Raw genomic sequence first — 20,139 nt, 5'->3', positions numbered from 1 at the left:
GAGAGTCATTCATAGTCATTACTTGTCATTTAGTGGTCATCCATTGTTCTGTTCAAAGACGATATATGACCACTAAATGATCACTAAATGGCGAAAATGACGTACAAAAAATGACGATTCTAGACGAAATAATTGCACAAAAACGAATTGAGGTAGCCCAGCGAAAAGAAGCTACTTCGATCTCCGATCTGGAACAACTACCTGACTTCAAACGTCAATGCCTCTCAGCGCGCGACGCGATTCAGGACTTACGCTCCACAGGTATCATTGCTGAGTTCAAACGTAAATCGCCCTCTAAAGGAATTATCAACGATAAAGCGGACGTAGCCGAAACTATCCAGGGGTATGTTCGGTCTGGAGCTGCGGTGTTATCGGTCCTTACGGATGAGCCATTTTTTGGCGGCACACCTGCCGATTTACAGGCGGCACGGCTAGCCAATCCAGAAACCCCGATTCTTCGCAAGGATTTCGTGATCGACCGCTATCAACTACTTGAAGCCAAGGCCTGGGGTGCTGATCTGGTCCTGCTCATTGCCGCCTGTTTAACCGCTGAAGAAGTCGCGGAGCTTAGCCTTCAGGCCCACGATTTGAGTATGCAGGTGCTGCTAGAAGTTCATGATGAGGAAGAGTTGGATCGATGCCTAAACCATGATATTGATTTGGTGGGCGTTAACAACCGGAATCTTAAAACGTTTACAACGTCAGTGGATACCTCCCTTCGGTTAGTTGAACGGATTCCGGATACATTTGCCAAGATCACCGAAAGTGGCCTACACGATGCCGAAACGATGCTGACCCTGTTCCGGGCGGGTTTCGATGGCTTCCTGATTGGCGAAGCGTTCATGAAAACGGCCGATCCAGCCGCAGCTTTACAAACGTTAGTCACTGATTTTACTTCACGCATGCTCACTTCTTCAAACTTGTACAGCTCATGAAAATCAAAGTGTGCGGTCTACGCGACGCCGACAACCTGAAAGAGATTGCCGCTCTGAATCCAGATTTTATTGGGTTTATTTTCTACGATCAGTCACCCCGTTTTGTGGGTGAAGACTTAGACGAAGCAGTTGTAAAAGCCATACCACGGTCAATACGAAAAGTAGGCGTATTTGTAAACGCCAGTCCGGATTATATTCTGCGGTCGGTAAAGAAATACGACTTTCAGTATATCCAGTTACACGGTAACGAAACGCCCGAATATTGCCGGAGCTTACGTAACCGGGGGATCAACATCATTAAGGCATTCCGGGTCGATGAGTCGTTCAATTTTTCGATGCTCAACAACTACAAAGCCCAGTGCGATTTTTTCCTTTTCGATGCCAAAGGCGATCAACCTGGTGGTAACGGACACACGTTCGACTGGAGCATCCTGAACCGATATGATAATGAAAAGCCTTTTTTCATCAGCGGTGGCATCGGCTTAGATAATCTGGATCTGTTAGCCACGCTGAAAGGCATGAAGCTCTACGGCGTAGATGTAAACAGCCAGGTTGAACTAGCACCGGGCGTGAAAGATGTGGCCAAAGTGAAAGAGTTGATCGACCGTGTGCGGCCTGTTGAAGAGGAAGAGACAGTGTAATGCTGGAGTAAATTTTTCCAACGCTAATCTTGTTAAACGCCTAAACAACAACGCTAATGGAAACGACGAAGCATATTGAGGATGAGATTCCGCCAATGAAGAAGGGGCAACTAAATACCTATAAACCAAGTGACATTAAGCGTTGGGGCGTTGAACGTTTCTTAGAAGAAACGGCTGTTCATGAACCTTTCCTACTGAAATTTCCTGAATTTACAGAAGATGAAAACCGGCGGATGGACGAATTATTGACAGAAGGAGATAGAGGTGCCGTATGATTTATGATACGAATCTCCTAATTGGTCATATTCGCAAACGTAGTCTGCCAATTATTCAAACGGTTATCCCGATCGTAGTTGTAGGTGAATTAGAAGCATTTTCCTTAAAAGCAGACTGGGGTGCTCAGAAGATTGATTTTATGCGGTATCTAATTGATAGATATCCCATTGCTGATATTGAATCTGATGTTATTCCTGTATATGCACAAATTGATGCCTTCAGTCAAGGAAAGCTCCAAACGGCACCTCTTAACTCTTCAGCCCGCAACATGGGCAAAAATGACATCTGGATAGCGGCTACAGCGCTGTATTTAGATATGGAATTACATACTACAGACAATGATTTCGATCATCTCCCAGCTTTAGGATTACGCTTGGTTAAGCACTAATTAGCATGCAAACAACCCTAGAACCCCAAACCTCATTTGAGGTATCAGATAAAGGCTTTTATGGCCACTTCGGTGGAGCGTTCATTCCCGAAATGCTCTACCCAAATGTCGAAGAATTACGACAGAACTACCTCAACATTATAGCCGATCCTGCGTTTCAGGCTGAATTCTGGCAGTTGCTCGAAGACTACGTCGGCAGGCCTACTCCTCTGTTTCTAGCAAAACGACTGTCGGAGAAAGTTGGTGGAACAATTTACCTCAAGCGGGAAGACCTTTGCCATACCGGAGCGCATAAAGTAAATAATACAATTGGCCAGATTTTAGTCGCACAGCGACTTGGCAAAAAACGGATTGTGGCCGAAACAGGCGCCGGGCAGCATGGAGTGGCCACCGCTACGGTCTGTGCTCTCATGGGACTGGAATGTATTGTGTACATGGGCAGCATTGATATGGAACGCCAAAAGCCCAACGTAGACCGGATGCGGATGCTTGGCGCAACGGTCATTCCGGCCACGTCGGGCAGCCAGACGCTTAAAGATGCCACCAATGAAGCTATGCGGCACTGGATTAATAACCCAGTCGATACGCACTACATTATTGGTTCGGTAGTTGGGCCTCACCCCTACCCGGATATGGTAGCACGGTTTCAGTCCGTTATTTCAGAAGAAGTCAAAAAACAGCTCTTCGCGAAAACGGGCAGTAAAAATCCAGATTATGTAGTAGCCTGCGTTGGTGGCGGAAGCAATGCTGCCGGTGCTTTCTATCATTATCTCAACGAGCCATCAGTTCGTTTAGTAGCTGCGGAAGCCGCCGGGCAAGGCGTTTCCTCAGGGCACTCGGCCGCTACGACTGCGCTTGGGAAACCAGGAGTTTTACACGGGAGCCGAACTATTCTGATGCAAACCGAAGACGGCCAGGTTATTGAGCCCTATTCCATTTCGGCGGGTCTGGATTATCCGGGCATTGGCCCTTTGCACGCTCATTTGTTCGAATCGGGCCGGGGTGATTTCTACGCCATTACGGATGATGAAGCACTTCAGGCAGGTTTTCAATTGAGTAAGCTCGAAGGTATTATTCCAGCGCTGGAATCGGCCCACGCCCTGGCAGCACTGGAGAAAATGAACCTTAAGCCAAGCGATGTCGTCGTGGTGTGCCTATCGGGCCGTGGCGATAAAGATTTAAGTACATATTCCAAATACCTTTAGCCATTAGCTTGTTATTCGTGGTCATGAGTTGTCATTCAGTGTAACAATAAATGACAACTCATGACCACGAATGACTACTAAATGACCACCAAATGACTCAGGAACTAACTCAAAACCGCATCACGAACCTGTTCGACCGCAAAAGCGAACGGTTGCTGAATGTATATTTTACCGCAGGTTTTCCCAATCTTGATGACACGGTGTCTATTCTACGCGGCTTACAAGCAGCCGGTGTAGATATCGTTGAAATCGGGATGCCTTACTCAGACCCCGTTGCCGATGGTGAAACCATTCAGCAGAGCAATGACAAGGCCCTGGATAACGGCATGTCGCTGAAAACGCTGTTTACTCAATTGGCTGATTGCCGACAAGGAACGGATGGCGAACCGGTTACGGTGCCGATTTTGCTGATGGGCTACATCAACCCAGTCTTACAATTTGGCATAGAGAATTTTTGCCAGAAGTGCCAGGAAGTGGGTGTTGACGGTGTTATTCTACCCGATTTACCGCTTGATTTGTTCCTGGAAGAATACGCTCCAATCTTTAAGGAGTACGGCATTCTAAATGTCAATCTTATCACGCCCCAGACGTCGGAAGCGCGTATTCGGTTTATCGACGAAGAATCTAATGGATTTATTTACATGGTTTCGTCATCAAGCATTACAGGTTCGGTGAAAGGCGTTAGCGACACGATGCAAGCCTATTTTGAGCGGATCGAAGCCATGAAGCTCCGCAATCCCCGCCTGATTGGCTTTGGCATCAATAACCATGATACCTTCGACAAAGCCAGCCTGCACGCCAATGGTGCTATCGTTGGCAGTGCATTCATTCGCCATTTATCCGAAAAAGGAACATCGGCCGAGAGCATCCGGGCGTTTGTGCAGACGATTCGGGTGTAACGGCTTACCTTTGTGTCATGAATTCTGAGATTAATTTTGATAAATCGCCCGATGGGCTTATTCCGGCGGTGATTCAGGATGCCGAAACAGGTAAAGTCCTGATGCTGGGCTATATGAATCGTGAGGCTTACGATAAAACTGTTGCCGAAAATGTCGTAACCTTTTTTAGCCGTAGCAAACAGCGGCTTTGGACCAAGGGAGAAACGTCGAACAATTTCCTGCACGTTCAGGAGATTTTAGTAGACTGTGATGGCGATACGCTATTGATTAAAGCCAATCCTGCCGGGCCAACCTGCCACACGGGCGCCGATACCTGTTTTGATGAAGTAAACCATCCAGCCGGGGGTACTCCAGCCGGGGGCCAGTTCCTGAATTACTTACAAGGCATTATCCACGATCGGAAAGTTAATCCATCCGAAAAATCATACACAACTACCCTGTTTAATCGGGGGGTTAATAAAATTGCCCAAAAGGTTGGCGAGGAAGCTGTCGAACTCGTGATTGAGGCTAAAGACGACAACGACGACCTGTTTAAAGGGGAAGCAGCTGACCTACTATTCCATTTTCTGGTGCTGCTGGAGCAGAAAAACATTGATTTAAACGATATTGTGGCCGTGTTGCAGGCACGCCACGTCAAACAATAGATTCGGCTTTGCGGTTTGTCTGTTCAACGCGGGTGGGCATCACAATGGTGTCTATGCATAGTTTTTCACCAAACACTCACTTTTCCATGGGACTGATTATTCGTATCCTTATCAGCGCAGTAGCCGTTTACATTGCCAGTCAGTTTATTCCGGGTATTTCTGTATCGGGTGGAGCCGGTACCTATCTGATGGTTGCCATTGTGCTAGGCTTCCTGAACGCTTTTATTAAGCCAATTTTAACGGTTTTGACCATTCCAATTACGATACTTACGCTCGGCATTTTTCTGCTGGTGCTAAACGTACTGATGGTTTATCTCACGGCTTATTTAGTACCGCACTTTCACGTTTCGGGTTTCATTGCCGCTTTGCTATTCAGCTTCTTAGTCTCCATAGTGACGGCGCTGATCGACGCGATTGTGTAACCAATAGTTTTGTTCTTAAAAATGCCAAATGCCGCAACTTCAGATTGCGGCATTTGGCATTTTTAAGGGTCATCATTTTTCCGTAGGTTTCGGCCTAAACCGTTCGACCTGTACTTGTATGTCCGAAGCGACTCCACCCTACGATGTCATTATTATTGGCGCGGGCTATGCGGGCCTGACAGCAACCCACGAACTCCGGAAAGCTGAAAAGAATGTCCTACTTCTGGAAGCCCGTGAGCGTGTGGGTGGGCGCGTCTGGACGAAGCGGTTTGACGATGGTTCTTACGTTGATCTGGGTGGTGCCTGGGTCGGGCCAACGCAGGATCGCCTGTATGCACTGGCTCGGGAATTTAGCGTTGAGACATTCAGGACCTTTGATGAGGGGAAAAGTACGCAGTTTTTTCGCGGACAGGTAAAGCGCTATAAAGGCTTGATCCCTCCCCTGCCTATCGGCGCGCTGCTAAGCCTTGATGCCGCCATCAAGAAAATGAACAAGCTATCGAAAACAGTTAACCTCGCCGAGCCCTGGAAAACTCCCAATGCGGCCCTGTTCGATTCAATGACACTGGCAACCTGGATGAATCAGCAGATGCGGTTCGATGTAGCACGCCAGTTTTTCAAGATTGCAGCAGAAGCCATCTGGGCAGCTGATCCAGCTGAAATTTCGATGTTGCATGCCTTGTTCTACACAAAATCGGGCCGGGATTTAGATACCCTAATGAACATAAAAAATGGGGCGCAGGAAGAGCGTTTTGTTGGCGGTGCGCAAACCACTGCCGATCGTATGGCGGCTACGTTTTGGGATCGAATTGTTTTTAATGCACCGGTAAAAGCCATTGTACAAGAAGGCGATCTGGTTACTGTCATAGCCGGAACAAAAACCTATCAGGCCAAACGGGTTATAGTAACCGTTCCACCCGCGCTTCAAAATCGAATCGACTTTCAGCCACTCCTCCCCGCCCAACGAGCACAACTCATTCAGCGGATGCCGATGGGTTCCGTCTGGAAATGCTATGCCATTTACGAAAAACCATTCTGGCGCGAACAGGGTCTGAACGGTCTTGCCGCCACGCCCGATGGTCACATTACCGTTACCTTCGATAACTCCCCTAAAGATGGTAGCCAGGGCGTGATGATGGGGTTTGTGCTTGGCAATCAGGCAAAAGAGTTTTCGGGACTTTCTGATGAAGATCGTAAACTATCGGCACTTCACTCTTTCGCCACATTCTTTGGTCAGGAAGCACTCAAACCTGTCCGTTACCTCGATCACAGTTTTATGGATGAGGAATGGTCGCGTGGCTGTTATGCAGGGCTAATGGGACCGGGCGTTTGGACAACCCTTGGTACTACCTTACGTCAACCTGTTGGTCAGATTCACTGGGCAGGAACCGAGACATCAGACATTTGGAATGGCTATATTGATGGGGCTGTGCGCTCAGGAGAGCGGGCGGTGAAGGAGGTGCTATCAAATTTATAGCAGCTATTAATTTCCCCTGCCGACCGGGACGGTCGGTATTAGAACATGACCTTTATTCAAACACCAGATGCGCCTGCACCGGGCGGTCATTATTCACAGGCAGTAGTCCATAATGGGTTAGTTTATCTATCAGGTATTTTACCTATTACAGCATCTGGGCAGAAACTGGCAGAGGCCAGTATAGCCGAGCAAACCGAGCAGATATTAGCCAATCTGGACGCGATCCTGCAAGCCGCTGGCAGTCAACGAGCAAACGTTCTGAAAGTAACAGTTTATGTATCGGACATCAGTGCCTGGGGAACAGTCAATCAACTGTATACTCAATTTTTTGGTGATCACCGTCCAGCCCGCTCTGTAGTACCAGTTGGGCCGTTGCACTATGGGTTATCTATTGAATTAGAGGCAATAGCAACGATCTAACTCCTTGTTGTCTAACAGATTAAAATTCCATTAACCTAATCGCAACTAGCTGATTCTTCGTAGGTTTAATGGTACACCAATCGGTATGACTTACGAGGAGTTCCTATTACTTTTTATGGGCGGTGTAGGCATGATGACGCTATACATCGGGGCGCAGGCCATTATGACCGGCGATCGCGCTTATCGTTATTATGCTGCCTATGCTTTCTGCTGGATCAGTTACTTTTTTATCTGGGTACTGTGGACGTTTACGGATGCCCGGATCGAATCCGTTATCCATCCCTTCGGCAGGATTGGCTTCCCGATGCTGGCCTACGTTTTTTATTACCGTTTCGCCGATGCCTTTTTAGATCTGCGCCGATTACTCCCTCGCATCTTCTGGCTATTTCGCTGGATGGAGTATGTTCTACTTGCTTATGTGTTTGTAGAGCTAATTACCTGCCTGTTTTTCACTAGCTGGACAAATTCATCAACTCATGAGTGGGTACATTCTATCATGCGGCTTGGCGTGGCTGTGGTATCGGTATACGGTATAGTAACCGCCTGGAGCCAGCGGAGTCAGCTAGTTTATTACTTTGTAACGGGGTCCGCTCTGTTACTCATTTTCGGGCTGGTGTCGATGGCACTCTCCTTTACCTCACTTGCCGATAACAATAGATTAGTTAGTCCAATATTCTTCCTTAACGTTGGTATTCTACTTGAATTATTCTGCTTTTCGCTGGGGCTTAGCTATAAGAACAAGCAAACAGAAATCCAAAAAATTACCATTGAACAGGAAGTCATCCGCGAGCGCGAACAGCGTGAGTTAGCCCAGCTAAAAACCCATTTCTTCACAAATATCTCGCATGAATTTCGTACACCACTCACGCTGATTCTGGGACCTTTAACGGATTTATTACAAAAAAATCCCGCCCAGCAAACCTATCAGCTTATGCATCGGAATGCATCGCGATTATTATCGTTAGTTAATCAGTTGCTTGACCTGAGCAAGTTAGATGCGGGGCAACTCCAGCCCGATATAAAACCTGGCAACCTCACCGAATGGCTTCGATTACTAACGGGCTCTTTTTCATCCCTGGCCGATAGCCGATCTATTCAACTATCCTTTTTACCCGAAACTGACCTATTCTCGTATGCTTATTTCGATCGCGACAAGGTCGAGAAAATAGTTACGAACCTGGTAGCGAATGCCCTGAAATTTACGCCCAATGGTGGGATAATGCTTGTTCGATTAACTGGGTCGGCCGATAAACAAGCCATGATTGAGGTTCAGGACACAGGAATAGGAATTCCGGCAGATCAGCAGGCCCGAATTTTTGAACGGTTTTATCAGCGGTCCGCCGATGCGATGGTGGGTAGTTCATCAACCAATGCAGAAGGAACTGGAATTGGCCTGGCGTTGGTACGTGAGCTGGTAAGTGTACTAAACGGTTCAGTTTCGGTTGACAGCCAGGAGGGACAGGGGACTACGTTTACCGTCATCCTTCCCGTTGATGCCGAAGCATGGGGGGCTTCAATCAATACAATAAGTAGCACTACAGCTGTTTTTCAGGAAACGTCTGGCACTAGCAATCACAAAAATGCGGAATCAATGGTGCCAGATCAACTGCCAGACGATATAGCAGAAACATCCAATGATAATCAGACAGAATTACCATTACTATTGATTATCGACGATAATGACGATGTACGGTACTATATCCGTCAACTGATGGCTCCCAGCTACCGGATAATCGAAGCGAGAGAGGGGCAGGATGGCTTAACGAAGGCTACCGAAGCTATTCCAGACATTATCATCTGCGACTGGATGATGCCCGTAATGAATGGAATGGTGTTTTGCCAAACTCTAAAAGCACAATCAACAACCGATCATATTCCGGTTATTATGCTCACGGCTAAAGCAGCTACTGAAAACCGGATTGAAGGGTTTAATGGTGGGGCCGATGAGTATGTAGCTAAACCTTTCAACCCACTCGAACTGTCTGTTCGTGTTGAAAACCTGCTGGCCCAACGAAGAAAACTTCGCGAACGATTCAGCCGGGAATTATACCTGAAGCCAACTCATGTTCAGGTCTCATCGGCAGAGGAAGTCTTTCTGCAAAATACAATTCGAATTATTGAGAATCATTTACCTGAAAGCTCGTTTTCGACGGAACAACTCGCCGATGAGTTAAACCTCAGCCGAATGCAGCTTCATCGGAAACTGAAATCGTTGACTAATCAATCGGCAACGGAGTTTGTACGGCATGTTCGTTTGCAGCGAGCGGCTAATTTGTTGGCATCCCGCTCAGCTACGGTTTCCGAAGTAGCCTTTAGGGTTGGCTTCGAGAGTTTGTCTTATTTCTCAAAAAGCTTCAAAGAGCAATTTGGGGTATTGCCCAGTGATTACACAAACCGGTTGATCAATTAGACACACCAAACGTCTGAAATAAAGCGATTTTCGCCCCTGTTACATACCAGCAAAACAATGTTACAGGGGCGTTTAGCGCCACCCTGGTTCTTCCAGTAGGTTTGTGGTTATCAACTCAGTCATCCTTTCAACAGCAATGAAAACGTTAGTAACGCTACTAATCGCCACCTTAGCCATCAGTCCGGCTTTCGCTCAATTTGGCAATATTATTGACCGGGCCGCCAATGCCGCAACCAATCGGGCTAACCAAAAAATTGATCAGGGAATAAATAAAGGTCTGGATAAAGTTGAAGAGGGCGTAAAGAATGGAGGTAAAAAAACAAGCGGAAGCACTCAGGCTCCAACCACCAATCCAGACGACCAGACAACTAATGCTTCTGGCAGTCAGAAGGGCAGTGTTCCAGACCCAGCCAAACCTGCGAGTATGCGGTCGTACGCTAACTACGACTTTGTACCCGGTAACAAAATCATTTTTGAAGACGATTTTCATACCGACCAGGATGGGGAGTTTGCCGAACACTGGGATTTATTAGGCGGGCAGGCGGTTCTTAATAAATTGGGCGATGGTTTAGCGATGAAAATTACCGACGGTAACTACGGCAAGGTTGCGCCCTTGATGAAAGATAAAAACTACCTACCCAAAGAATTCACCCTGGAGTACGACTATTATCAAACGCCCGGCGCTTACGGCTTACTTTTTTGGTTTGAAAACACAGAAGGCAGTGAAGTAATAAAGTGCCAGGCTGACCGCGATGGCGCATCGGCCACGTATATGGTTAATGACGAGTCCAGAACATTGGCTGGTATTATGCCCGAGGAGCTAAAGTTCGAAAACTTTAATAACCGCTGGCACCATGTTGCTTTTATCCTGAAAGGCCGTAGCATAAAACTCTATATCGACCAGTTCCGGGTATTAACCGTACCACAAAATACAGCGGTACCTACCCGAGTCATGTTTGGTGGTATTGCTACGCAGGAAGAACCACTTATTTTCAAGAACGTCCGGTTTGCCGAAGGCGGTGGTGCGAACCTGATTGGCCAAAAATTTGGCGAAGGCAAATACATTTCTCACGGGATCAACTTCGATTACGGTAAAGCCAGTATCAAACCCGAAAGCATGGGTGAAATCAATGCCATTTACAAGTTTCTGAACGAGAACAGCAGCTCTAAGTTCGAAGTGGGTGGTTATACTGATGCTGATGGCTCGGATGCCAGCAATGTTACTCTCTCCCAGAAACGAGCCGAAGCGGTCAAAGCTCAACTTGTCAGTATGGGTGTTGATTCAGATCGACTGACCGCCAAAGGCTATGGCGAAACCAAACCCATTGCCGACAATACTACGTTTGAAGGCAAAGCTCAAAATCGGCGGGTTGAGTTTGTAAAACTGTAAGTAGCAATAAGGATTAGAAAACCCGTGATTGATAGCTATAAATTTCTACCAATCACGGGTTTCCACCCGCGTTACACCAGACCGACCGTACTATTTCACCTTCACGCGCTCGCCAGCGGAGTGGGCCGAAAACTCAGGCGAATAAAAGCACTGCACCGTAGCGACACCCGCCGAGAAATCGCCGGTTTGGGCTACCCGCAGATCATACTCAAATACATGCGTACCAACCGGCAGGTAACTCATAAAAAAATCGGTACTGGCGTCACGGGGCGATTCGTAGTAGCCCAGTCCATTCTGATATTTATAGCCTGATAAAGCCGCTATTGGCTCAAAACCCGACGCCCGACTGTCTTTTACGTGGACATACTCCATTACCCGATCCGTTTTCAATACCAGCCGAACTTTGATCAGATCCCCAGGTTTTAAGCTCGTTTGAGCGGTTATCGGCGAAATCGTGGGACCACCCGGTGAATCGTGTTGTACATAAAGCGTTTTCTGAACGGATAACCCTGCGCTGCCAGGCATCACTTTATCCAGTGGCTCAAAATGCTGCCAGTAAAGGGCGCCCCAGGCTGGCCCATCGCCTTTCTTCGTGATCTGGATCGTTCCCATTTCGGGTTTAATTTCCGAAGCCGCATACGTTACTTTCTCATAGCCCGTAATGGCATCGGCTTTAGTAACACGCCCTTCAATGGGTTGGCCACCCAAGCTAACCTGTGTAGTTACGCCCGTACCGAGCCAGTCGCTCCCCCGAAGCAACAATGCATAAATAGCTTCTGTAGTTGCTTTAGTCGACGACCACGACTGGGTTTGTTTCTGACGAAGCAGCCAGCGCTTCATGTCATCAATTTCGACCTGAACCGGATTGATTTCACCAAAGGCTTCGATCAGGTACGCCTGCGTTTCGATAGGTGTCTGATACCAGTATAAACCGCTTTCATTATCAGGCCAGTACATGCCTAATTCTTCGCTTTTCCGGGTCCGTTCTCGCAACGACGCTAAAATACCGTCTGCGGTTTTCGTATCGCCAAAGCGATTGAGCGCCATTGCCGACAAAGCCTGCCCTTGCAAACTTTGTTTCTGCCACTCATTCACTAGACTCTGTTTCAGATAGGCCAGCACGGCTTTATCAACGGGCTGATCCAAATAAAAACTACGGGCATAGAGATACTGTGTCGCCGAGAAATACCACGGAGCCACTCGCTTATTTTTTTGATCCGCATCATTCTTTTTCTGTTCATCAACCCAACGCTTCATCTCGGTATCGACGTATCGGATGGCTTTCGTTTGCATTTCGCTCACTTTCGCCTGTAAACCATCCGGGAAACGAACACCCAGTTTTTGCAGATGCCCGAATCCACTCAAAATGTGCAGCGTCATTGATAGATTGGGCTCCATACCCCCAAACCATCGGAAGCCCCCACCCTCTGCCTGTAATTGCTGCAACTTCTCAAACGCCTGCCCCTGTTCACTTTCCATTCGATTGGCATCCAGCAGTTGACCCAGTTTTGCCTGACGTTCCGTTTCAGAGCGGGCATCGGCTAACCAGGGTGAATTTTCCAGGGTCACGGCTTTCAATTCCTGATTAGATTCAAGCGGGCTTTTGGGGGGCGACTTCTGCCATTCGGCAATCACTTGCTTAAATGCAGGTTTGCTACCCACAATATGAGTTCCCAGGCTATTAGCATACAACCGGCTGAACAACTGCTCGGCGCATTCGTATCGGTATTCCATCAGATACGGCAGTGATTGCAGCGCGTACCAACTCGGATTACTCGTCACTTCTACCGCCAATCGCTCGTGTTGAACAGGCAATTCTGGATTTAAACCAGTGAGTGGCTTCAGTTTAAACTCTTTCGTCTCCCGGCCGTTCACCCAAAAAGGTTGCGTATCAGTCACCAGCATTCGATTGGGTAGCACAGGAACGGTAAACTCCTCACCATCGGTGAACGTACCGGATTGCGCTGTTAATCGGCAGGTTACAGCATCGAGGCCCGCCGGAACAATTAGCGTCCAGCCTACCGCCTGTCCTTGTCCGGCAGCTATGTTAACCGTTGTTTGAAGATTAGTGAGTTTGAGTTTTTGGTTAATAGGTTCGCCCGTGAGTGCATCCAGCAATGTGAGGCTTGCGGTAACGGGCAACGCTTTTTCGCTTAGGTTATTGATACGGGCCGAAATTCGAATCGTATCGCCTTCGCGCAGGAATCGGGGGGCATTGGCCGTAATCATTAACTCTTTCTGCGTAATAATTTCGCGCTCCAGCGTACCCGTTTTTAAATCTTTCGTATGCGCGAAGGCTAGCAACCGCCAGCGTGTGAGTGCTTCTGGCATCGTGAATTTAAGGACAACCCTCCCCTGCTCATCGGTTTTGAGTTGGGGCAAGAAAAAGGCCGTTTCGTTGAAATTCTTACGTGGGTTAATAATCGGGGCTTGAGTTGGCTGGGGGACCGATTCCATAACACTCGTTTCTTCTGACTTAGCTCTTAAATTAGCCGCTGCATCCTGCATTGGAGCCGCTATGGCCGCGCTCATTTTAGCCATAGCTCCGCCCCTGATGGCAACACCGGGAGCAGACGCTCGCCCTAAATAGTTATAGGTTCCATCTTGCCTCCGAAAGCCTCCTGTTAATCGATCATATTTAAGGTCGGGTACCGACAATTCTGATCGATTGCGATAGAAAAGTGTATTGGCCGACTGAATACCAAAACTGCCCGACTGCCAGTCATAAAAACCAGGCGAATAAACCTGGTAAAACGATGTTGGCCAGTCGAGCCGGTCGAACACATCCAGGGAAGCATCGTATAGTGTAGCAACTAGTTCGGCAGGTGTTTTATCTAACCCGCTGATTTTTAACGTCCACTCTTCACGCTCACCGGGTTTAAGTTTGCTGCGAAAGGTTTCCGTTTCAATCTTGAGTTCTTTGTTGGTAAATGGCACCGTAATGACCTGCGATTTCTGGTAAAGTCGCCCGTTTTGCACCATAGCAAATTGCACGGCAAAACCACCCCGTTGCTTTTCGGTAACGGGTAAGGTCACTCGCCGTGGACGACCGTCGGTTTTCAGCCACTCCTGCCGGGTAACTTTCTGATTTTCTTCCACCGTCATCAGCACCCAACCCGGCTGACTATTTCCGACCCAGAAGATGGCTTCCTGTCCAGGTTCAGCTATAGCTTTCCGAACCTGCACCCAGTTATCAATACGTGCCGAAGCCGTTGGCTGTTTATCATTTACAACCGCAAAAAAGGCTCGTTCTTTTGTGGTTTCGCCATTTGCATCCGTAACGACTAGCTCGGCTACATATTCGCCGGGAGTGTACCGACTCAGATTGGGCTTAATGAGTGAATCAGCTGGACTAGAGATCGTTTGCTGTTGCACAACTTCACCCTTTTGCCAGGAACGTGGGTCGTTTTCGTTAGCGTATAAGTCGTTTGGGAACAACTTTTCGAACTCGGCTTTGCTCAACAATTGGCGGTCGGGGCGGCTCCACAAACGATTCCGCAACGGTCTGGTTGGTGGTTGAAGCCGGTATATTTTCAACTGACCCGTTGCCGGTACTTTCTCACCCGATTGGTTTGTAATACCAACCGGAAAGCTTGCTGGGGTATCGCTTTCTACCTGCGCCGGAATGGCCAAACTAACTTGTAGGGCCGAATAGCCGATGCGTAACGTTTTGGTCGTACTACGCGTTTCGCCCGCTTTGTCAGTGACGTCGATCGTTACCTCAAAATCAAAAATGGGATTGTTTTCTCGCGCCTGATCAAGGTCGGGAATAGCTGTGAATGAAACACTTGCGTTACCTTGTGCATCCGTTTGAGTTGTTCCATTGGCAATTTCAGCCTGGTTGGTGTTGCGCGGTCGATACCACCAATCCCACCGTAATTGAAGCTTTCGAACAACCCGATACCGTACGTCTGCTCCATCGACAACCGCGCCTGAGAAGGTTTTGACTTCAGCGGAAAGAGAAACCGTTTGTCCCAGTTTAAATGATTGTTTTATCGGCTGCGTTTTCACTTCAAAGGTTGGGCGCTTGTATTCTTCTACTCGAATGTTGGTGCTGCCATAGGGAGTCTGTACGGTCATCATGCCCGTTAGTCGACCAACGGGTGCCGTAAAGCTGGTGTTAAATGTACCGAACTCGTTTGTCTTACCGGTTTGCGTAGCAATCCGTTCGCCGTTTTGATCCAGAAAATCGAGCGTGACGTCTTGATTAGGCCGAGCAGCAAATACATTCTCCTTACCTCCATATAAAAGCCCCTTCACATAAACGGGCTGGCCAGGGCGGTAGATTGCCCGATCGGTGAACAGTTTGGCATACGTCTGCTCCTGTTCATCTTGTTGTCCGTTGTCGTATCTATAAAAATATTGCCGATCCGACAAGAGCGTATCATTACCCTTTGCAATCAGATATTGAAAATTTGCCTGCGAAGGCATATCTCCTGGCAGTATCTTCGCCCATCCGTCAGCATCTGTTATAAACCGCTTTCCATTAATAGACGGCAGTTTGGTGTTTCCAACGATGAGTACGGAGGCCGTTTTGACCGGTTCTCCTGTTACCCGATTAGTCACGGATAGCGTGGTAAGCTGTCTTGATTGCGCTGTACTAAGTGGAGCGATTAGATAGCTAAGCGACGATACAGTGAAGATCGCGTATTGAGCCGACTCCGTTTTTTCCTGAAACTTATCATCCGATGTTGCCAGAAGTAAATAATGCCCGATGGGTAAACCCATGAGCGGCATCTCAACCGAATGGTTATTCAGATCACCGTCATCAGGCAATGTAACAGTCTTTTCTGTCACAACAGGGCGCTTTATCCACACGCTGAATAACTTTTTCTTCTGTTCATCATTGGGGTAGTTGTCTCGGTATGTTTGGGCTTCAGAAGCAGCCACTCGAACGAGTCGATATGTTAGCTTTCCAACATTCTGGTAATTCACCAACGCCCGGAACGGCTGCTCAGGCGCATTGACCTGTTCTACCTGCACGGAATAAGTAGGCAGCAACAGGCGATTTAGCAGTTGGGCTGCTTGTTTGCCAGATCTTGTTTTTGGAAATCGTTTGATCAAATCGCGACAAATGTCAGCGGCTTGCTTGTGGTTCCAGCGGGATGGATTTGGCTTAGTTGGCTCCAACATTGACTCTTCGCTATCGTCCAATGGTCGAACCGGAACACCATAATTAGTCAAAAATTCAGCTAATTGATAGGTATAGACCGCTTCGGCGGGCTGATTTTTAAACTGGGCAATTTGTGTTTCAAGGGCTTTTCGATAGAGCGAATCGCGCTTAGGTAAACTACTATATCGATGCACAAAGGCTAACCGCAACACGTCGTCGTCAACAAGTGCATCTGGAGTAGCATCTGGCAGATGAAATGCCAATAGTTGTTGATAGAGTTTCAAGGCCTGATATCGCCCCGATAGCGAATCTCGGCTCTGAATCGTCAGTTTAGTAAATACATCTGGCCCAGCAAAGTAGGCGGGCTGATTCAGCTCGAACCGAAAAACCGGCTTCAGCAAATCAAGCTCTGTATTCTGAAAGAAACTGATAGCGCGATGCGCCAGCAGGTCATACAGCGTAGGGCGAAGCAAACGGGCATCAGGATCACCCTTTTCCAGGAGGGCATCATAGGCCGCTATGGGGGTTTTCTGCAATAGCTCTTTCGACTGAACAGATGCCAGATAGGCCGACGTGACTGCTTCCATCAAGTGCTGGGCATCCCAGGTTGTGAAATCGTTTGTCGAACCAGAAGACGTTGGCTTCTCGGGTGAGGCATTTCCAGGGCTTGTTATGCCTACGGTGGCGCGATTATAAAATTTGTAGCGGTTTTGCTGAAAATACTGCCAATACACATCGCCCAGCACCGACTGCAGCACCGACTTCGCCGGTTCGGGTGTTTCGCGAATGTCGTCCTGTAAAGATCGAATTAGTTCAACATAGGCATTCTCGTCCGAATAGCTCCGGAAAATCATTCGCGCCATAGCGGCTTTAGCCACTTGAGGATAATTTTTCTGAGCTTTTGCCTCTTTGTATAGCCGATTGGCGATTTCTAAGGCCGATTTTGGTAAGCCTTTGGCCGCCAGTGAGTCGGCGCGTCGCCAATCGCGGGCATAGTCGGTCGGTGGCTTAGTTTGTTCTGGTGCGGCCAAGGTAAATAGGGCAATAAAAAGTGTCAGGAATGGATGCATAGTTTGTAATAGAAAACAATCGTTGGGATAGATGGATGGAAAGCTGTTTTTCCACAACGTTTGTCACTATGACTCTGGTTTAGTAGAAAGGGTTTAATCTGGCAACGATTAAGTATACTTTTCTATATACATTTGGTTATGATCTCTTTCGACTACAATGGGAATCTAATCCCATATGCACTCATTAGTCTAAATCCATCTGATATTTTCACATACTTTGTAGCCCCTTTTCCTGAGTCAACAGCACGGCCAATTCTTCATAACCATTACTTATCCTACGTTAACGATTTAACGCATCTTTTGAATCAATCAATTCATCAATGGCTTGGAGGTAGTTTTATTAGTGCCAAAGTAAACCCCAATGACATAGATTGCGTAAATTTGGTTGTATTCGACGAAAGTCTGGAAGAATCTATTGACTCGTTGATACCTTACTTATTAATTGGTGGCTCCCGCGATACGTATTATGTTGATGGGCATTTGATTGCCATTTATCCACCAACTGATGAGCGATACGAAGCAATTACACTGCCCTCAATAAACTATTGGCAAGCTTTTCTAATGAAGGATAGGCAAGATAATCCTCGTGGTATTATTGAACTGATTGATGCTGACTAAGATGCAAGAACCTCGTCAACCTGATACGTTAGTAGCTGAACTCAGCGAGTTAAATAGTTTGCTTGACAAACATCGCCAGATGCAGGAAAAACATCCGTCGGACGCATTATTGGCTTTATCGCTCAAGCAATATGAGAACCGTCGAACGCAACTACTGAAAGAACTGCATTTAAGCCTGAGCTTATTTTTTACAGAGCATATGACGTCCTAACTTTTTATACTGCACATCAACACGATGCCAAACTTTCTATTGATTTTAGCCTATCTATTTTCACTAGGTGCACCTTTAAAGCCGGAGAAAACTTATCCGATAGGTCAGATAAAAACCAATAAAGGCGACATACTTTTCTGGCTATATGACGAAACACCGACTCACAAAGCGAGTTTTATCAAACTGGCAAAAGCTGGGTATTGGGACACATTAACATTCAATCGGGTTATTAACAACTTTGTGGCTCAGGGTGGTTGTCCTGATACACCCGCTGGCTTTGCGGATTCACCTTATCTACTAAAACCCGAATTCCGACCAACCATCCGGCATATTTATGGAGCAGTTGGTGCAGGTCGGGATGATAACCCGGAAAAACTGTCGGCGGGTTGCCAGTTCTATATTGTGCAAAACAAGAAAGGTGAACATCGTCTGGACGACAAATTCACGGTCTTTGGACAGGTGTTTAAAGGTATGGACGCCGTCGACGCGATCGTTGCCGTTAAAACCGATTCTACCGATACGCCCCTGTCGCCTATCAAGATCGACGTAAATGTGCTCAACCTGACAGCAACCGAACTAAAAAAGTTGGGCTATTCAGCTAAGGAATAATGTTTCAGCACAGAGTTTTCGAGATGTCGGTTACTCATAACCGACATCTCGGCAAAACGCTATAATTTCTGTACCGCTGTGTTGAAAAATCACTGTTTCAGTAAAAAAGCTGTTAGATCGGCCAGTTGCTGATTGTTTAAGCCCATCGCTGTGGGGTCGGGCATGAGACTGGTTTTATACTGTCTTCGCGAGAAAACGGCATCCGCTGGAATTGTATGTTTAGGACCTTTTATCCCCTTAATAACCACAGCCTGATCGTTATCACTCACTAAGAAGCCATAGTAGGTGTTCCCTTTTTTCGTCGTAATCAGCCAGGGTTCATAGCCGAACGCAATACCCGCACTAGGGTGAATGATGGCATCCAGCAAGCCGTTTTTATCGAATTTTTGATGAATTTGACTCAAGTCCGGCCCAATATCGGCACCCAGTTGCCCATGGCGATGGCAGGTAGCACAGTTGGTTTTGAAAACAGTCAGGCCTGTTTGTTCATTGCCCGTTAACATAGCAACCTCCGCAATGGCAGGATCTGAACTGTTTGCTGTAGCTAGGGTAACCGGAGCAACAGGAGCTTGTGTCGATGTGGCTGCTTGTATTGGCGTAGGTTCAGTAGCAGCAACTTCTTTTACGACGGCAGCCTCTGGTTTTGTCGAAAAATATTCTTTCGCCATAGTCCGAACCGTCTGATCAGGGTTTTTCAGAATCGTTGGCGTTACGGCTTTTATCAATTTATCCGACAGTTTTTTATCGGCTGCCAGCCCAATCAGAATTTTGCCACCTTCGGGGTCGCGGGCCATTTCTAAGGCAACTTTCCGTTTTTCAGCATCAGTTTTGTATTCATCCAACAGCACTTGTCGGCTAGCCAGCATCTTCTGCTCTTCTTCCGAAACTTTAGTAGGCATCACCTCCTCCCAGTTCAGGAGCTTGGCCCAATCGTTACCTCTGCGGAAACCCAGCCAATAGGTTGCCTGATCGGCCACTTCTTTATTTGTGGACCTGGACAGCTCGACCATGGCCTTAGCAGCAGGAGTACTTTTGATAAATCCTAAGGCTACAATAGCCTGTTTCCGGGCATCGGCTGTAAGGGATGCTGCTTCAGCCCGTTTCTTTAGCATCGGTACCGCCGACGGTGGGTGCAGTTCCCAGATAAGATTGGCCGTTCGAGCGTCCCAGTCGGCGGGGTTCTCGGGCAAGGTTTGGCGAATGTCGAAAAACAGGGCTTCTTCTTTGCCATCGGCTGCCTCACCTAGTGCGTTCAGATACCAGCGATCCTGTCCATCGTACCCTTTTACTAAATTCAGCAACATGAATCGGCAGTCCTCATACGGAACGTCACGGAGGGCAACCGCCACCTCCCGCCGAACAGCCGCACAAGTCGGATCGTAGCCATGTCGTTCTGTGAGCCAAGGAGTTG

General features: G+C 47.6%; 17 protein-coding genes. 15 read left to right on the top strand and 2 right to left on the bottom strand.

Going from position 1 to position 20,139, the window contains the following annotated elements:
* The first annotated feature begins 110 nt into the window (after positions 1-110).
* From trpC to ACYVGO_RS01370, 12 genes are all read left to right on the top strand, one after another.
* Positions 111-935, top strand: coding sequence for an indole-3-glycerol phosphate synthase TrpC (gene trpC / locus ACYVGO_RS01425; RefSeq protein ID WP_460967014.1), 825 nt, complete (start codon positions 111-113; stop codon positions 933-935).
* Positions 932-1,576, top strand: a complete 645-nt coding sequence (locus tag ACYVGO_RS01420) for a phosphoribosylanthranilate isomerase (protein WP_460967012.1) — start codon at positions 932-934, stop codon at positions 1,574-1,576. The genes trpC and ACYVGO_RS01420 overlap by 4 nt, the downstream gene beginning before the upstream one ends.
* Positions 1,577-1,632: 56 nt before the next feature.
* Positions 1,633-1,851: a hypothetical protein gene (locus ACYVGO_RS01415; RefSeq protein ID WP_142776517.1), complete on the top strand. Its 219-nt coding sequence runs from the start codon at positions 1,633-1,635 to the stop codon at positions 1,849-1,851.
* Positions 1,848-2,240: a type II toxin-antitoxin system VapC family toxin gene (locus ACYVGO_RS01410; protein ID WP_460967010.1), complete on the top strand. Its 393-nt coding sequence runs from the start codon at positions 1,848-1,850 to the stop codon at positions 2,238-2,240. The genes ACYVGO_RS01415 and ACYVGO_RS01410 overlap by 4 nt, the downstream gene beginning before the upstream one ends.
* A gap of 5 nt (positions 2,241-2,245) precedes the next feature.
* Entirely contained in the window at positions 2,246-3,445 is a 1,200-nt protein-coding gene (trpB, locus tag ACYVGO_RS01405; RefSeq protein WP_460967008.1) for a tryptophan synthase subunit beta, read from the top strand.
* Between the two features lie 92 nt (positions 3,446-3,537).
* Positions 3,538-4,344 carry a tryptophan synthase subunit alpha gene (gene trpA, locus ACYVGO_RS01400; RefSeq protein WP_460967007.1) on the top strand — a complete coding sequence of 269 codons (807 nt, stop codon included), beginning with the start codon at positions 3,538-3,540 and terminating at the stop codon, positions 4,342-4,344.
* Positions 4,345-4,361: 17 nt separating this feature from the next.
* Complete coding sequence (gene hisIE, locus ACYVGO_RS01395; protein ID WP_460967005.1) at positions 4,362-4,988, top strand: bifunctional phosphoribosyl-AMP cyclohydrolase/phosphoribosyl-ATP diphosphatase HisIE; 627 nt, start codon at positions 4,362-4,364, stop codon at positions 4,986-4,988.
* Between the two features lie 86 nt (positions 4,989-5,074).
* Positions 5,075-5,410, top strand: a complete 336-nt coding sequence (locus ACYVGO_RS01390; RefSeq protein WP_142776512.1) for a phage holin family protein — start codon at positions 5,075-5,077, stop codon at positions 5,408-5,410.
* Positions 5,411-5,528: 118 nt separating this feature from the next.
* Positions 5,529-6,887, top strand: coding sequence for a flavin monoamine oxidase family protein (locus ACYVGO_RS01385; RefSeq protein WP_460967002.1), 1,359 nt, complete (start codon positions 5,529-5,531; stop codon positions 6,885-6,887).
* A gap of 45 nt (positions 6,888-6,932) precedes the next feature.
* The gene (locus ACYVGO_RS01380; protein WP_460967000.1) at positions 6,933-7,307 is read left to right on the top strand and encodes a RidA family protein; all 375 of its coding nucleotides are present in this window, start codon (positions 6,933-6,935) and stop codon (positions 7,305-7,307) included.
* Positions 7,308-7,392: 85 nt separating this feature from the next.
* Positions 7,393-9,717, top strand: coding sequence for an ATP-binding protein (locus ACYVGO_RS01375; RefSeq protein WP_460966998.1), 2,325 nt, complete (start codon positions 7,393-7,395; stop codon positions 9,715-9,717).
* Positions 9,718-9,853: 136 nt separating this feature from the next.
* A complete protein-coding gene (locus ACYVGO_RS01370) occupies positions 9,854-11,107 on the top strand; it encodes an OmpA family protein (protein WP_460966996.1) in 1,254 nt (417 codons plus the stop codon).
* Positions 11,108-11,197: 90 nt separating this feature from the next.
* On the opposite strand, the gene ACYVGO_RS01365 is transcribed toward ACYVGO_RS01370, so the two are convergent.
* Positions 11,198-17,290: an alpha-2-macroglobulin family protein gene (locus ACYVGO_RS01365; RefSeq protein WP_460966994.1), complete on the bottom strand. Its 6,093-nt coding sequence runs from the start codon at positions 17,288-17,290 to the stop codon at positions 11,198-11,200.
* 138 nt (positions 17,291-17,428) lie between these two features.
* On the opposite strand from ACYVGO_RS01365, the gene ACYVGO_RS01360 reads away from it, so the two are divergent.
* From ACYVGO_RS01360 to ACYVGO_RS01350, 3 genes are read left to right on the top strand one after another with little or no spacing between them, the layout of a single operon-like run.
* On the top strand, positions 17,429-17,908 hold the full coding sequence (locus tag ACYVGO_RS01360; RefSeq protein WP_460966993.1) for a DUF6932 family protein: 480 nt from the start codon (positions 17,429-17,431) through the stop codon (positions 17,906-17,908).
* A 1-nt stretch (position 17,909) separates the two neighbouring features.
* Positions 17,910-18,119: a hypothetical protein gene (locus ACYVGO_RS01355; protein WP_460966991.1), complete on the top strand. Its 210-nt coding sequence runs from the start codon at positions 17,910-17,912 to the stop codon at positions 18,117-18,119.
* A gap of 24 nt (positions 18,120-18,143) precedes the next feature.
* Positions 18,144-18,728, top strand: a complete 585-nt coding sequence (locus ACYVGO_RS01350; protein ID WP_460966990.1) for a peptidylprolyl isomerase — start codon at positions 18,144-18,146, stop codon at positions 18,726-18,728.
* Between the two features lie 89 nt (positions 18,729-18,817).
* Here the strand turns inward: ACYVGO_RS01350 and ACYVGO_RS01345 are convergent.
* Positions 18,818-20,139: c-type cytochrome (locus ACYVGO_RS01345; RefSeq protein ID WP_460966988.1), on the bottom strand; the 1,322-nt coding region annotated here is incomplete at its 5' end.

Source organism: Spirosoma migulaei, assembly GCF_054776855.1.
This window is presented reverse-complemented; position numbering and strand designations above follow the sequence as displayed.